This window comes from Photobacterium sp. GB-72 (assembly GCF_003026095.1).
Classification (GTDB): Bacteria; Pseudomonadota; Gammaproteobacteria; order Enterobacterales; family Vibrionaceae; genus Photobacterium.
The window spans coordinates 410344-425648 of record NZ_PYNV01000001.1; the positions used below are offsets into that span (position 1 = coordinate 410344).

The 15305-nt window shown below is 39.1% G+C and carries 14 protein-coding genes, 2 tRNA genes and 1 pseudogene; 6 read left to right on the forward strand and 11 right to left on the reverse strand.

The genetic code is table 11. The features are described from left to right. Position 1: 1 nt before the first annotated feature. Together C9J40_RS01730 and C9J40_RS01735 are read left to right on the forward strand one after the other, a co-directional pair. Positions 2 to 610, forward strand: a complete 609-nt coding sequence (locus C9J40_RS01730) for an OmpA family protein (RefSeq protein ID WP_107245536.1) — start codon at positions 2 to 4, stop codon at positions 608 to 610. A 10-nt stretch (positions 611 to 620) separates the two neighbouring features. After that, positions 621 to 1547, forward strand: a complete 927-nt coding sequence (locus tag C9J40_RS01735) for a PstS family phosphate ABC transporter substrate-binding protein (RefSeq protein WP_107245538.1) — start codon at positions 621 to 623, stop codon at positions 1545 to 1547. A gap of 111 nt (positions 1548 to 1658) precedes the next feature. Here C9J40_RS01735 and C9J40_RS01740 read toward each other — a convergent pair whose 3' ends face one another. Beyond that, entirely contained in the window at positions 1659 to 2102 is a 444-nt protein-coding gene (locus C9J40_RS01740; RefSeq protein WP_107205639.1) for an L-alanine exporter AlaE, read from the reverse strand. A 331-nt stretch (positions 2103 to 2433) separates the two neighbouring features. Then, positions 2434 to 2699, reverse strand: a pseudogene (locus tag C9J40_RS01745) (oxalate/formate antiport family MFS transporter); the annotation flags it as partial. Positions 2700 to 3192: 493 nt separating this feature from the next. Here C9J40_RS01745 and C9J40_RS01755 point away from each other — a divergent pair. From C9J40_RS01755 to C9J40_RS01765, 3 genes are read left to right on the forward strand one after another with little or no spacing between them, the layout of a single operon-like run. Continuing rightward, entirely contained in the window at positions 3193 to 4842 is a 1650-nt protein-coding gene (locus C9J40_RS01755) for an ABC transporter permease (protein WP_107245539.1), read from the forward strand. A gap of 18 nt (positions 4843 to 4860) precedes the next feature. Continuing rightward, a complete protein-coding gene (locus C9J40_RS01760; RefSeq protein ID WP_107205637.1) occupies positions 4861 to 5511 on the forward strand; it encodes an ATP-binding cassette domain-containing protein in 651 nt (216 codons plus the stop codon). Further along, positions 5501 to 6106, forward strand: coding sequence for a CDP-alcohol phosphatidyltransferase family protein (locus C9J40_RS01765; protein WP_107205636.1), 606 nt, complete (start codon positions 5501 to 5503; stop codon positions 6104 to 6106). Before C9J40_RS01760 ends, C9J40_RS01765 begins: the two co-directional genes overlap by 11 nt. On the opposite strand, the gene C9J40_RS01770 is transcribed toward C9J40_RS01765, so the two are convergent. From C9J40_RS01770 to C9J40_RS01785, 4 genes are all read right to left on the reverse strand, one after another. Then, positions 6098 to 7162: a MalM family protein gene (locus C9J40_RS01770; RefSeq protein ID WP_107205635.1), complete on the reverse strand. Its 1065-nt coding sequence runs from the start codon at positions 7160 to 7162 to the stop codon at positions 6098 to 6100. The two genes, C9J40_RS01765 and C9J40_RS01770, sit on opposite strands and share 9 nt — an antisense overlap. Before the next feature lie 174 nt (positions 7163 to 7336). Then, the gene (locus tag C9J40_RS01775; RefSeq protein WP_233220288.1) at positions 7337 to 8437 is read right to left on the reverse strand and encodes a trypsin-like serine protease; all 1101 of its coding nucleotides are present in this window, start codon (positions 8435 to 8437) and stop codon (positions 7337 to 7339) included. Positions 8438 to 9135: 698 nt separating this feature from the next. Then, a tRNA-Ser gene (locus C9J40_RS01780) sits at positions 9136 to 9226 on the reverse strand. Between the two features lie 29 nt (positions 9227 to 9255). After that, a tRNA-Ser gene (locus tag C9J40_RS01785) sits at positions 9256 to 9343 on the reverse strand. A 261-nt stretch (positions 9344 to 9604) separates the two neighbouring features. On the opposite strand from C9J40_RS01785, the gene C9J40_RS01790 reads away from it, so the two are divergent. After that, positions 9605 to 10177 (forward strand): UPF0149 family protein, encoded by a 573-nt coding sequence (locus C9J40_RS01790; RefSeq protein ID WP_105060577.1) that lies wholly within the window; start codon positions 9605 to 9607, stop codon positions 10175 to 10177. Between the two features lie 99 nt (positions 10178 to 10276). Here the strand turns inward: C9J40_RS01790 and nadA are convergent, their stop codons facing one another. The 5 genes from nadA to tolA form a co-directional block, all read right to left on the reverse strand. Further along, positions 10277 to 11338: a quinolinate synthase NadA gene (nadA, locus tag C9J40_RS01795; protein ID WP_107205632.1), complete on the reverse strand. Its 1062-nt coding sequence runs from the start codon at positions 11336 to 11338 to the stop codon at positions 10277 to 10279. A 163-nt stretch (positions 11339 to 11501) separates the two neighbouring features. Continuing rightward, positions 11502 to 12224: a tol-pal system protein YbgF gene (ybgF, locus tag C9J40_RS01800; RefSeq protein ID WP_107205631.1), complete on the reverse strand. Its 723-nt coding sequence runs from the start codon at positions 12222 to 12224 to the stop codon at positions 11502 to 11504. 21 nt (positions 12225 to 12245) lie between these two features. After that, entirely contained in the window at positions 12246 to 12788 is a 543-nt protein-coding gene (gene pal, locus C9J40_RS01805) for a peptidoglycan-associated lipoprotein Pal (protein WP_107205630.1), read from the reverse strand. A gap of 58 nt (positions 12789 to 12846) precedes the next feature. Continuing rightward, complete coding sequence (gene tolB / locus C9J40_RS01810; protein WP_107205629.1) at positions 12847 to 14175, reverse strand: Tol-Pal system beta propeller repeat protein TolB; 1329 nt, start codon at positions 14173 to 14175, stop codon at positions 12847 to 12849. A gap of 35 nt (positions 14176 to 14210) precedes the next feature. Next, positions 14211 to 15299: a cell envelope integrity protein TolA gene (gene tolA, locus C9J40_RS01815; RefSeq protein ID WP_107205628.1), complete on the reverse strand. Its 1089-nt coding sequence runs from the start codon at positions 15297 to 15299 to the stop codon at positions 14211 to 14213. Positions 15300 to 15305: the final 6 nt, after the last annotated feature.

The following is a 15305-nucleotide window of genomic DNA, read 5'->3' on the forward strand; positions in this document are numbered from 1 at the left end:
CATGAAAAAATCACTACTTTCTCTCATTTTATTGCCTTTGCTTTTAACTGGCTGTGCAGATATGCCTGATACTCAAGTCACTCGCCATCAGATTGATGATCTTCGCGATCATGATAAAGATGGCGTGATCAATCAACGGGATATGTGTGCCGATACGCCTGCTGGTACGCAAGTTGATATTACCGGCTGTGCACCTTGGGAAGTGAAGCCAAAATACGACATCCAGACAGTTTACTTTAACTTTGATGACGACCATATTCGCTTAGATCAAAATGAAACCTTCACTCAACTTTTTGATTTATTAAAGCAAAAGCCACAGGCAAAGGTCATCCTTGTGGGTGATACTAGCCCTGAAGGTACAAACGAATACAACAAAGCATTAGCGCAACGTCGTACAGGTGTGATTAAAGATGTATTGATTGAAAATGGTATTGCACCTGAGCGCATCTCAGAGCAAGAGTTTACGCAGGTGACCGAATTAACCAAGCACCTAAAGAAACGTGAGCGACGCACCATTGCTGTTATAACCAGCAACCAAATGGAGCCTGTAAAAAAATGGACAATTTACAGCTCTGAGCAATCAGCGCAACATGCATCAACAGCACAGTGAGGGAATACTCGTGAATAAATCAACTTTAACTTACATGTTACCACTGGCGCTGTTTGCTTCTTCTGCTTATGCCGATAGCAGTAAAACCATTGCGGTTGAAAATGAACTCAATACCGTTGTCAACGAGCTAATTTCAACAGCTACGTTGAACAATCATTTACTCACCGAACAAAGCAATGATATTCAAAAAGTCATGATTGAAGATGGGGTAAAAATTGGTATTAGCTCTCGTCGTTGGTTAGATAGCGAAGTCGCCGTTTTTAAAGATAAATACGGTTATAAACCAACCGAGCTGTACTTTACATCCGATGCCATCGCCATTTTGGTTAATGAAGATAATCCAATTAAGTCTATTTCAATCAATGCACTGGCTGATATTTTTGGCTGCCAATCATCATTAAAATCAATTCAATGGCAGGCAGTAAGTCCTGTACTTGCCAACAATACTGAACTGGCACAAGTACACGCTTATTCAGTCAATGGTGATTTATCAGCACACCGTAATTTCACCAAGATGATCACCTGCTACGATGGCCAAAAAACGGCAACTAAATCGTTAAACAGCCGTAAAGATTTAATCGATACTATTGAATCAAAAGAAAACGCCATTGGTTACACCGTATATCAAAGCCAAGATAAAGATATTAAACGTATTGATATTATTGATAAAAATGGTGAGCGTTTTGGTCTAGATCATGAAACAATTTTATCAGGCCGCTATCCACTTGCTAACGTTTATTACATGTATCTGAATTTAGAGCCAACAAATAGCTCTCTATCGCCGCAGCAAGCAGCCTTTGTCAATTACGTAATGACACCAGAAGCGCAACAGACACTGACTGACAACGGCTTTATCAATTTACCAGCAGCGGCAATTACGCGTAACAAAGTCGTATTAAAGCAGCGGCAACCTGAAATTCAGGGCGGTTATAAATAATTTAACAATTGTTTTAAAACAGCCATGAATTGGTATCTATCGCTATCAAAGCAACAGGGGCGTAAAGTTAAACTTTACGCCCCTGTTTTTTATACTATCGCGTATTTTTAATCATACCGCATTCGGTACACGGAACATGCGGCGACACATTTCTAAAAACTGACCATAAACAATCCCCAACGCACCAGAAACCACGATATTACTGGTTACAGCAGTGACAATTTGATCAAAGTTCGCCCCTACAACTAATAATATGCAAGCATAGATCGGTGATTGAAATAACACATAAGCCACCATATCAGAGAAGCCCTTCATCCAACGTTTTGTTGAAAAGCGCATACCTGTTCGGATCATGTAATCTCTAAACATGCCATAAGGCCAAGCAATCGCAATATTAACAGGGATAGATAATGTTCGTGATGCTAACGACTGCTCAAACGACATACCTGAAATAAAGATCTCAATCATCATGCCAGCGGCAAAGCTAAACACAACCATCGCAAAAGTATCTGCTGCGGCATTTCTATACTTTAAAGGAAACTTAATCACAGACATGGCTATCTCTTACCAAACAATAAACTAATTAAAACACTGCTTAGAGTGACCTTCACTGCCTTTAAATTTATAAGCAGTTTATTTGCGTATTAAAACAGAGTTTAACTAAAATAAGACACCATATTTTAATGTTATTTTCATTCTGGTAACTAACTTTCAATATAAAAATAGTGTTTTAAACTGCCTTTATTCAAACTAGCCAGTGTAATCATTTATTTATATAGTGATTAACTATGCTTCGCCCTTTCTCACCTTCATACAGATAATAAAAAATCCGAACACTCATAATAAGTGCTCGGATTTATAGATATTCTTTTCGCAAATTATCCAGTTAGTGATTGACAACTAACTGTGCTTCATTTTCACCGTTAGGTAATTGGATGGTTAATACAATCACAAAAGAGACAATCAATAATGCGAACATCAAGTAGAACGTTGCAATAAAGCCACCAAAAACGGATGCGACAATTGAACCAATCAAGCTACCAACACCGAAGCCTAGGTAAATAACAATGCACATACAGCCACTAAACAGATCGTCAACGCAATCGCTATTACCTTAGTACGTGCGATTTTATCTGTCAGAATACCAAGTACAAACGTCCACAGATGTTGGACCATAAATATTAATCAAATAACAGTGAATACCAGCAATCATCCATCAACTTTCACTCCCGTATAGGTAATTAACACTGCAAAAAGGAGCAGTAAAAGAGACATAATGATAGTTTAAAAGGTCGACAATGTTGTTTTTTAACAATCGACTGAAAGTGCGGGGTTTGTGTTAATCAAAACAGTGCCATTAATAGTAAAGCAGCACGTTCAAATACTGCTACCAACATCATTAATTGGTCGTTATACACAAGTAACCGACGAATAAGGATATAAACGCAATTATACGAAATATAATTTTAGTCACTGGTTATGAAACAAAAGTTTGCAAAAACGGGTCATAGTTATCGTCACGGGTAATTTATTGATTAAATAATTAAAATCGCATTGCTTATTGCATAATTATAATTACTATCAGCATCGTCTTACGTCTCTTATACCTTAAGACGGCAACCTTTTTTAACCATGAGAACACGGTATGTTACCTGCGTTTTACTTTCTTTTAATTGCCGTGTGTATTTTACCGACATTGCCAGGGCTACTCGGTGTAGTGATCACTGCATTAGGGTATATGCCACCATTAGGGCTAACTCAATTCTCATTCAACGGCTTTAGCCAAGTATTACAATGGCAAGGTGTCGAACACTCCATTGCCTTAACATTTTATACAACGGCGGCTAGCTGTTTTCTTGCTGGTTTATTTACTTTTGCCATCATCCAAACCTGTTGGGGCACCCGCCTGTGGCAGCGAATTGAATCAGCATTAAGCCCTCTTCTCGCTATTCCCCATGTTGCTTTCGCGATTGGCTTTGCCTTTTTATTTGCGCCAACAGGTATGGGCGTTCGTTTATTATATTCGGTACTTCCAGCCAATCTCAGTACTCATGCTGGCAGTGAAACCGCGTTACTGATCAATGATCCTTATGGCTTAGGGCTTATCGTTATGCTCGCCTTAAAAGAAACGCCTTTTTTAGTGCTAATGAGTATTCCGGTTCTCCAACAATTAAATATTGAGCAAACCCAAAAAGTATCAACATCTCTGGGCTATAACCGTGCTCAAACATGGTTAAAGTGTATTTTCCCTCAGTGGTTACCTAAGATGCGTTTTCCTCTATTTGCTATCGTGGCTTATGGTGTCTCTGTCGTCGATGTTGCACAAATTATAGGGCCAACCAATCCCCCCACCTTTGCTGTTTTAGTCTGGCAATGGTTTATTGATCCAAACCTACAACTCATGCCGCGAGCTGCCGCTGGGGCAATCATGCTATTTGTTATCGGCACAATATTATTAGGTATTACGGTGGCGATAGAATGGCTACTCACCCAGTTTTTTAAACAGTGGCAATGGTCGGGCAGATATGGCTTTGCGTTACCAGGAAAATCACTTTTTACCCTATTGCTGGCATTAACAGCGTTGATTATCCCAATATTAAGTCTATGGTCAGTCGCACTGCGTTGGCGCTTTCCTGACGTACTTCCAAGTCGTTATAGCTTGCGTTTTTGGCAACTAGAATGGAGTCATATTCTTAGTACAATCAACATCAGTGTAGTGATCGCACTGATTAGTGCATCGCTTGGATTATGTTTTGCCATTGCCGCGCACGAATATCGTATAAAACATAAATGGCATATTCCTAACTACATTATTGCTATTCCGATGCTGATCCCACAGCTATCGTTGCTTTTCGGTTTGCAAGTACTAACTTTATTTTCCTCACTTAATACTTATCTACTATGGGTCTGTTGGGCACATCTCTTTTTTGTTTTCCCTTATGTCTATCTCGCACTTGATGGCCCTTATCGCAGTTATGATCAACGTTTAACTCAAATTGGATTAAGTTTAGGGAAAACACCTTTTCAGGTATGGCTTAAAATAAAGCTGCCGCAATTATCATCGGCATTTATTTTTGCATGGGTTATTGGCATTAGCGTCAGTTTGGCACAATACCTCCCAACATTAATGCTGGGTGCTGGCCGAATAAGTACGTTAACGACAGAAGCCGTAACCCTTGCAAGTGGTTCGGACAGGCGAGTTACAGCTATTTACGCCTTATGCCAAGCGCTGCTCCCGTTCGGCTTTTTTATTTTAGCTCGACGAATAAACCGACGAAAAACAATAAACGTTTAAAAATAGAGTCAACTAATCATGAGTCTACATATCAACAACGTCACAATATCAATGCCTAATGGTGATGCTTTACTGACTTCTTTTTGCTTACAAATCGCAAAAGGAGAAATCGTGACCTTAATGGGAGCGAGTGGCTGTGGAAAATCCACCTTATTAAATTACATTGCAGGCCATTTAAGTGATGCATTTCAGGCACAAGGTAACCTTATATTAAATAATAACGATATCACCGAAGTACCTGCTCACTTACGTCAGATAGGCATGCTATTTCAAGATGATTTGCTCTTTCCTCATCTATTAGTATGGGAAAACCTTGCGTTTGCACTACCCAATCGTATTAAAGGTAAAGATCGCCACAAGCTGGCTCTTAATGCCCTTGAAGAGTTGCAGCTATCAGCGTTAGCAAATGCTTACCCTCATCAAATTTCAGGTGGGCAACGTGCGCGAATTAGCCTTACTCGACTGTTATTAGCCCAGCCTCAATTAATCTTATTGGATGAGCCATTCAGTAAATTAGACAGTGGCCGCCGTGCACAATTTAGAGATTGGGTTTTTAACCAAATTCAGCAAGCACAAATACCCACTTTAATGGTGACGCATGATAAACAAGACATCCCAAACAATAGCCGTGTGATCAATTGGCAAACGGAGAGCCATTATGCTCGATAATGTAAGTATTAAGCTTATTAAAGCCCCGCTGAATATTATTGCAGCCCGTCTACATCCCTATGGTATTACTGCAAATCAAGTCACCTTTACAGGCTTTCTTATCGGTTGCTTAGCGTTTCCAGCTTTAATGACAGAGCACTATTTCATTGCCCTGCTTTTTATCTTGCTCAATCGTATTTGTGATGGTGTTGACGGGGCACTTGCACGTATTCAAGGTCTTACTGATGCGGGTGGCTTTCTGGATATTAGTTTGGATTTTTTATTCTATTCCTTAATACCTTTCGGCTTTGTACTCGCCAATCCAGAGCAAAATGCCATTGCTGGCGCATTTTTAATCTATGCCTTTATTGGAACGGGCAGTAGTTTTCTTGCTTTTGCTGTTATGGCCAGTAAGCGAGGTATTGAAAACCCCGTATATCGTAATAAATCATTGTATTACATGAGTGGATTGACAGAAGGCACAGAAACAATCGCTTGTTTCATCCTCTTTTGTTTGTTCCCTCAACACTTCGCAGTCATTGCCTATATTTTTGCGTCAGCATGCTGGTTTACCACTTTTACGCGGATATATAGTGGATTTAACACTTTAAAATAAGGAGTTAGAATTATTTTTACCTTCAAACTTCTTTTTAACCTGCTCTAAAAAAACGGTTTCGGCTGTTGGCGATCCTACACGATTCGCCTCTAATAATAATTTTAGTGCTTTAGCAAAATCCCCTTTATTTAAAGACTGAGTGATTAATTGATTATAAATTCTTTCCGTTTCTACAAGCATACGTTCACTTTTCGTTGAAGTTTCTTGTTCAATTAATTTAACAGGCAACTCATCGGTTGAATTGTTTGACCATGAATTTTTATTATTATCAACTGTTTGAAATTTAGATGGATATTCTGCTTTTTTTGCTATCTCTTGATATGCTTTATAAGTTTGAGAATCATCAATAATATTTATATTTTCTTTTAAAGGTGTTGAAGGCACTTTTTTCAAAGGTACAACCAAAGGAGCTGCAGCAACTACTGGTGATGGCGATGGTATTACATTTTTCTTGATATTTAATGGTATTAGCTCAACATCTACCATTTCTGTTATTCTCTTTGTTATAGACACATCATCAAAAGATAAACTCCCCTTGGTATACAAATTGACAAGCTCTTGTCCACTAGGGGTATCGAATATAATCTTAGTACCTTCATGACTTTGAGGTGTGAATATAATCATATAAGGTATTTTTCTACTTAACCTTATATTTTTAATACTATAGCTTTCGTCTTTTCCATTATTTTCAAAATCAAAAAAATTAACTGATTTAAAAAGTGAAAGTTTATCATCGAAGATCATAACATTAGGTGAAAATACATTATTACTTGTAATTTTGCTTTCAATAGAGAATGTAATATCCTCAATACCATCAGCTAATTTATAAGCTTTATATAAACTTTTTTCACCAGAAAAGTAGCCAATATTTGATTTTTCATTGATATAAAGTTTCTTTTCTTCACCATTTATCACTTGCCAATTTATATATTCAAACGATCGACAACATACAAAAGACTTTGATGTTGGATCATTATCAGACAAACTGAATAAGTGCGATGAGCAACCACTTAATAAAAGCCCTCCTAAAATAATAACATACCAATATTTTATCATAGTTATACCTAACTCAATATGTTTAACTTATTTAAGGTTTATATGAACATATAAGTACTATAGTAAATATAAAAAATTAATCTCTCTGCTATTCGTATTATTTTTAAGAATTAAAACGAGCAACTTGTCTGGTAAGACATAAACTTAAGCTGTATAGGGGTTTATTTCTCGCTATTAATTTTTAAGTAATATCAACTTATCGATCCAAGTAACAACCAAAATAATCAAAATGAAATACCAAGAAACTAAACCACCGCTGCTATCCGTCGTGACGATTTCTTTCTCAGGTTCAGGTTCTGGTGAAGATCTTTCTTGAGGGTAATCTGGTATTGAAACAAATGGGTCAATATCTATAGTTGGTTTTAAGTTATTATCGTTGAGTGTAAAATCCTGATAACCATGGTGTTTCGTTACACAATCTTCTATCCAGAGTTTGTAAGATGAAACCTGCGTATATTGACCAGTAAGTTGGTTATATTGATTTTCAGGAAAGTTATTTCGATTTATACATATCGCCCCATTACTAGCCAGTCCAATTAGCCTTACTCCCTTATCACTATCTGACATAGTCTGTTCATTCTGCCAAATAAGAGGATTACCCGAGTCACCATTACAAACATCTTTAATGAGTCCGTTAATATTTGAATCAGCGCATACAATATAATCATGATTATCAGTTAAACCTATGCATTGTTCGTCAGGAACCCCTGCTAAGGTGACTACCTGCAAGATTGATGGATAGCCTTTGCTAACAGTATCTCCCCAACCTGACGCAATTGTCGTTGATGATGAATCAATATTTGTTGCCCAAGAATTTCTAAATTGCTCATCTACAATATATTGCTCATTAACTGTAGCGATCTTAATCGCTTGAGACACCTCAAAAAGTGAGCGGTCTACCCTTAATAAAGCGATATCATTTAAGAATGTTAGCGGGTCATAATCTGGATGTGATATTTTATCGACAATATTAAACTTATATCTATCATGTAAAAGAACAAGATTGTCCACATCAACACTATGAGCACCAACAATAGCTACATTACCTAAATTATCATTATTACAGTGAGCAACAGTTAGCAACCAATGCTCTGCGATGACAACCGCACCACAAATAATGGAATCGTTATTTTTACTTATAAGAGCGGCATTCCATGGTAGTAGAAAAGAATCAAAAAGATCGACGTCAGAGCCATTAAGCACTTTTTTAACAGGCTGGGAAAAAGATTGCGCAGATAAAAATAAAAGTACAATATAAAAGACCATTTTTTGCATGATTTTTACCATCGAAATTCAATATTTATATTCACTCTTAATAATAAACACCTTTGATAATAATTTAAAAATGATTCCATATATTCTTAAAAGTTAAACTATATTATTTATTTTAAACTTAATAGATAACATATATTAAATTGAAATAGTGATTAATAGACATACAGCCTATAACTAAAAGTTAATAATGACTCATACAATAATAAAGATATACGAATAAAGTAACGTCTAGAGCATAATAGAAAATACTTATATATTAGGTATATATACTCAAAACACAAAAAAGCCGCTAACTTTCGCTAGCGGCTTTCTTTAATATGACGGAGCAGCTCTGGGTATTAGAGGATTTGAACGCTTCAAATACCAATCACTGTATCACAATAGGTAGCAGTCATTTTTTAAACGTAAAAAAGCCGCTAACTTTCACTAGCGGCTTTCTTTAATATGACGGAGCAGCTCTGGGTATTAGAGGATTTGAACGCTTCAAATACCAATCTCTGTATCACAATAGGTAGCAGTCATTTTTCAAACGTAAAAAAGCCGCTAACTTTCACTAGCGGCTTCTTTAATATGACGGAGCAGCTCTGGGTATTAGAGGATTTGAACGCTTCAAATACCAATCTCTGTATCACAATAGGTAGCAGTCATTTTTCAAACGTAAAAAAGCCGCTAACTTTCGCTAGCGGCTTTCTTTAATATGGCGGAGAGATAGGGATTTGAACCCTAGATACGCTATAAACGTATGCCGGTTTTCAAGACCGGTGCTTTCAACCACTCAGCCATCTCTCCTAAATTGTTATCTCTTAAAAAATAAGAGATGGCGGTGAGGGAGGGATTCGAACCCTCGATACGTTGCCGTATACACACTTTCCAGGCGTGCTCCTTCAGCCACTCGGACACCTCACCACATTGCGTTAATAGGCACTGCTTCTTAACGGACGGCTACTATATTGTGCTAAAGGTATTAGGTCAAGATAAAACTGAAAGCTTCGCATTAAGTGTCTACTTTTAAAACAAATCTGATACTTATACGAAAATATCTCATCGTGTCTCTATTTTGACCTAACGAGGCTGTTACAATAAGTAACTAATACTTGATTACTCTTTCGTTGATCGTTTAATAGGTCAAGGAATATCCTAACAATGATTAAATAGAGACTCTTTTATATGTCTTCAAAACTTAGCGTCATTTTGCAAGATCAACAGCTTGCCGAACTACTGCTCAACGAAGCGCAAACACGTGGCTTTGTCACTGCAATGGCTGCAGCACCTAATATTATTGCCCCAACAGAATGGCTAGCTTTTTTATGGGGTGGAGAAGAAACCTCTCCTTTTAGTACCCATGAAGAATTAGAAAACTATGCCAATGCAATCATTGATATTTTAAATGAAGCACGTACAACTCTCTATGACAATACATGGCAATGGCCTGAAGGCTGTGCACTAGACGATAGCCAAATTGTCACCGAAGCAACCAGTAACTTCTGTGAAGGTATGCTTCAGGGTTGGCAACTTGCGCGTGATGATTGGGAAACCATTATGCCACCAGAAAGTGAAGATAATGCCCTACTGGGTGGCGTATTGCTTTCTTTCAGCCTACTGTTTGATCCTGAAACAGCACTTGAAGCATTAAAAGAACAAGATGCTGATGCCTTAGCGCAATTTGAAGAGATCTTTAATGCCATTCCTGTAATGCTCTGTGGCTTAACACAACGTGGCGCAATGTTAGTTCAAGACTAATAATCCACACATTTCCCTAAAACAAAGAAGGCGAACAGAGATGTTCGCCTTCTTTTTTATGCTCGTTTGTTATTCATTGCCGCTGATTCAACAAAAAGCTTAAGCATTACCTTTTACTTTTAACTGCAATTCAGCCGCAAAATCTAGCATTCGGTTTAACGGGATCAGTGATTTTTCACGTAGCGATTCATCAACAAAAATTTCATGCTGCTCACCACCATCATTTAATGCGGTGTAAATCGCTTTCAAACCATTCATTGCCATCCACGGACAATGTGCGCAGCTACGACATGTTGCCCCAGCCCCCGCTGTTGGAGCCTCTACTAATTCTTTCTCTGGCACCATTTGCTGCATCTTAAAGAAAATGCCTTTATCCGTTGCTACAATAAGCTTCTGATTCGGTAGCTCTTTCGCGGCTTTAATAAGCTGGCTTGTTGAACCCACAGCATCAGCTAATGCGACAACACTCGCAGGTGATTCAGGGTGAACAAGAATAGCAGCATCAGGATATAGGTGCTTCATGTCGCGTAGGGCTTTAGCAGAAAACTCGTCGTGAACAATACATTCACCCTGCCACAACAGCATCTCTGCACCTGTTTTCTTCTGAATATAAGAACCTAAGTGACGATCCGGTCCCCAAATGATTTTCTTGTCTTCGCTATCTAAATGCTCAACAATCTCCAGTGCAATACTTGATGTTACAACCCAATCAGCACGAGCTTTTACTGCAGCAGAGGTATTGGCATAGACAACAACAGTATGATCAGGGTGAGCATCGCAAAACTCGCTAAATGCATCAATAGGACAACCTAAATCAAGCGAACATTCAGCCTCTAAGGTTGGCATCAATACATGCTTTTCTGGTGTAAGAATCTTGGCAGATTCACCCATAAAGCGTACACCACAAATAATTAAGGTGGTGGCTGGATGTTGATTACCAAAACGAGCCATTTCTAGTGAATCACCAACAAAACCGCCAGTTTCTTCAGCCAATGCCTGTATTTCAGGATCGGTATAATAATGCGCCACTAATACTGCATCTTTATCCTTTAGCAATTGTTTGATTTGCTGAATATATTGTTGTTTTTCAGTATCAGTTAGTCGGGCAGGTTTTGGTGGAAACGGATATACCATCTCTGATGGATCAAATGTAATACTCATTTTTCACTTGCTCATTAGCATTCCTTTAGTGTCCGAACATTATACGCTGGATTTTCCAAATTTCACCTTTAACCAACACTGCTTCGACTTCGTAGTAACAAAAAAGCCCACAACAGAAATAACCATTTCTTTGTGGGCTTTTAAAATCAAACCGTAACTGCGTTTATTTTAACTTCGTAAGCGCTGTTTTAGCTTGATTAGCAGACGTTGAATTCGGGTATGCTTTGATCACTTCTTGATAATATGTTTTTGCCGTCGCAATATCATTACCACGTTCTGCAATCACACCAAGTTTCAGCAACGCATCAGCGCGCTTACTTGAGTCTTTGGTATCGGCAACCACTTTAAAATTCGTTGTAGCATCTGCTAGCTGATTCTGAGCAAAGAATAATTGCCCCAACCAATAACTAGCATTCGGCTTATAAACCGAATTAGGGTAAGTCGTTAAGAAGCTTTGGAACGCTTTTGTTGCGCCTTTATAATCTTTCTCTTTTAAGATCAGATTAACCGCTTTTTCATAGGCCGTATTTTCATCGGTATTACTTGAAAAAGCTTCACTTGATGCCGCTTCTTTTTTAGCGTCCGTAGGCTCGGCTTTCGCTGGTTGGCGGCTCAAGTTATCAACTTCTCGATAGATGTCGCGTTGACGATCTACCACTTTTTTAATTTCATAACTATTACGTTCAACGTTACCACGAAGCTCATCAATATCTGATGACATCTGCTCTAAGCGGCGCTGCATTTGTAACTGCACCTGACCTTGCGCTTCAAGCATACGCTCTAAGCTATCTAAATTCGCTGCCGATACAGGCGCGGCGACCACTTGGGTCGCCGCGCTCATCAGCAACACTAATGCAAGTTTTCGCATTACTTTGTTACTGCTCATATTGGGTTTACCTACATTAGATTAGTAAACTAAAACCGCGCGACGGTTTTTCGCATAATCAGCATCAGTGTGACCTAATACTAATGGTTTTTCTTCACCGTAGCTCACAATAGAAAGTTGAGATGCAGGTACACCTAATGCTTGCAGGTACTGTGCTACTGCATTGGCACGACGCTCACCTAACGCAATGTTGTATTCTGGCGTACCACGCTCATCAGCATGACCTTCAACGATGACTTTAATACTTGGGTGGTCACGTAAGTACGCAGCATGTGCTTCTAAAATTGCTTGGTACTCAGGTTGAATCTCTGCGTTATCAAACTTAAAGAAAACGGTTTGTTCTTGACGTAACTGCTGCAATTGTTGCTCAAGCAATTGTTCTTCACTCATGCTTCCTGATGGATCAACCGGAGTCACAATTGTTTGATCAGGCGAAGTGCTGCCGCCATTAGTACCGTTTTGGTTCGCAGCAGAGCTGTCTGCACTATCTGTTGAACTACATGCTGCCAATGTCATCATTGGTAGCGCAATGGCTAAACTTTTCAAAACTTTGTTCAGTTGCATCTAGATTTCCTTTTTAAACTCAATCGTGCCTCAAAAGGCAAATGAGAATTAACTCAAATTATAAAAATGGGCCCCAAGATGGTGCTCGTACACGTTTACTTGTTGATGGTAAGCGTGCTTGGAAACGACCATCGATGGATACCAAAGAAAGTTCGTAAGTACCATTATTTTGCGCTGAGCTATAAATAATCATACTTCCATTAGGAGCAATACTTGGTGACTCGGCAAGGCGTGCTTTTGTTAAAATTTGCATTGCACCTGTTTTAAGATCTTGTTTAGCAATGTTGTAACCACTATCTGAACGGTTTACGACGACAAGATAACGCCCATCAGGTGTAATTTGTGGTCCCATGTTCTGAGAACCTTGCCAAGTTACACGTTGCGTATCACCGGTTGCTAAATCTAAATGGTAAACCTGTGGACGACCGCCACGATCAGAGGTGAAGTAAAGAGATTGACCATCAGGTGCCCATACCGCTTCCGTATTATTAGCACGGCCGTGAGTAATTTGGCGTAATTGATTGGTTTTCAGATCTTTAATGTAGATCTGCAAGCTACCTGTTTTAGAAAGTACCATCGCTAATTTAGTACCATCAGGTGAAAACTGTGGTGAACCATTATGGCGAGGGTAATCCGCCACTACTTCACGCTTACCTGTGTAGATATCTAACACGAAGATCTGTGCTTTACCGCTTTCAAAGCTTACATACGCCAGTTTGCTACCATCTGGCGACCATGCAGGAGACATTAGCGGTTGTTTGGACTTCAATACCACACGTTCGTTGTAACCATCGTAATCAGCAACACGTAATTGATATGGAAACTTCGATGAACGATTATTATCAACGTATGCAATACGCGTTAAGAATGCACCACGTTCACCCGTTAGCTTCTGGTAAATTAAATCAGAAATACGGTGAGCATATTGACGCATGCGGTTGGGCTTTACTGACGCTTGATTATTCAATAGTAAATAATCGCCTTTTGCAGCCCCTTCAGTGCCTGCTGCTAGTTTACCTTTAACAATGTCGACTAACTGATAATTAACGGTGTAATTGCCATCTTGATTCTTAACAATTGTACCTGTTACAACCGCATCAACGCCCATCTTGCTCCATGCAGAGTAATCAATTTGGCTTTCATTGTGAGGTAACTGGGGCAATTTATTTGTCGGCACTGGGCTGAACTTACCACTTCGTTGTAAATCTGATGCAATTACTGCAGAAATATCAGTGGGTAGTTTACCTTCACCTTCCCATTTGAAAGGAACAACACCAATTGGGCGTGCAGAATCCACACCATCAGTGATCACTAATTCAAGTTCAGCATGTGCAAATTGGCTAACGCTTAATAGAGCTAAACATAAGCCCATTATCCAACGTTTCATCCATCGCTCCTATTTTATGTTGCACCACAAATCATTTACTGTGGCGTGACTGTAAGTTTGATATCTCTTAATTTTTTCGCAATTTCTGGATCATCAGGCATTGGGAATTGGCTAACTTTGACTACCGCAGATTTTGCCGCACGACATAATGCACCATCACCACCAGCTTGAGTGACATCCAGTACTAAACCATCAGCAGACAAACGCATAGTCAAATTACATTCTTGGCCTTTAAAACTTTGATCAACCAATAAATTTTGTTGAATCATTTGTTTATATATTGCGCCATAACGTGCCACTTCATCAGCAATATGTTGCCCTTTCGCACCACCGCGCTGCTCACTTTCCGCTTCAAGACCTGCAAACATATCATTCAATGCTGCTTCTTTTTGCTGCTGGAGTTTCTTCGCTTCAGCTGCTTTGCGTTTCGCTTCTGCTTCGGCTTTTTTCTTAGCTTCTGCTGCCTTACGCTCAGCCTCAATACGTTTTGCTTCAGCTTCTTTACGTTTCGCTTCCGCTTGAGCTGCTTCTTCTTGTGCTTTTTTCTTTGCTGCTACTTGCTTTTGACGCTCAAGTTCAGCTTGTCGACTTGCTTCTTCCGCTTTACGTTGTTCTTCAAGTTTTTGTTGACGAACTTGTTCCGCTTTTTCTGCTGCCTCTTGTTTCGCTTTACGCTCAGCTTCTGCTTTTGCTGCTTGTGCTTTCGCTACTTTTGCCGCTTCATCAGCTTTACGTTTTTCTTCAGCCGCTTGCTTTTGTTGCTCTGCGACTAACTTGCGTTGTTTCTCTGCTTCTCGTGCTTCTTTCTCAGCTTTTAGCTTGTCGGCTTTTAACTGTCTAACACGTTCAGCTTCATCTTTTCTCTGCTTTTCAAGCGCTTCCGTCTGCTCTTCCAGCCTTTTTTTACGCTCTTGTTCAGCACGTTTAGCCGCTTCCCGTTGCTCTCGAATTTGCGTCGCTTGTTGATGAATCATTGCAGGATCGACAACCACAGCTTGAATGGTATTGCCGCCCACATCTGATTTTTTCATCGTAAAATCAGCGCCCCAGAACAATAATCCAATCAACAGCGCATGAATAAATAACGATATAACGGTGGAACCTGTGTAATTGTTATTTTTCATTCTTTA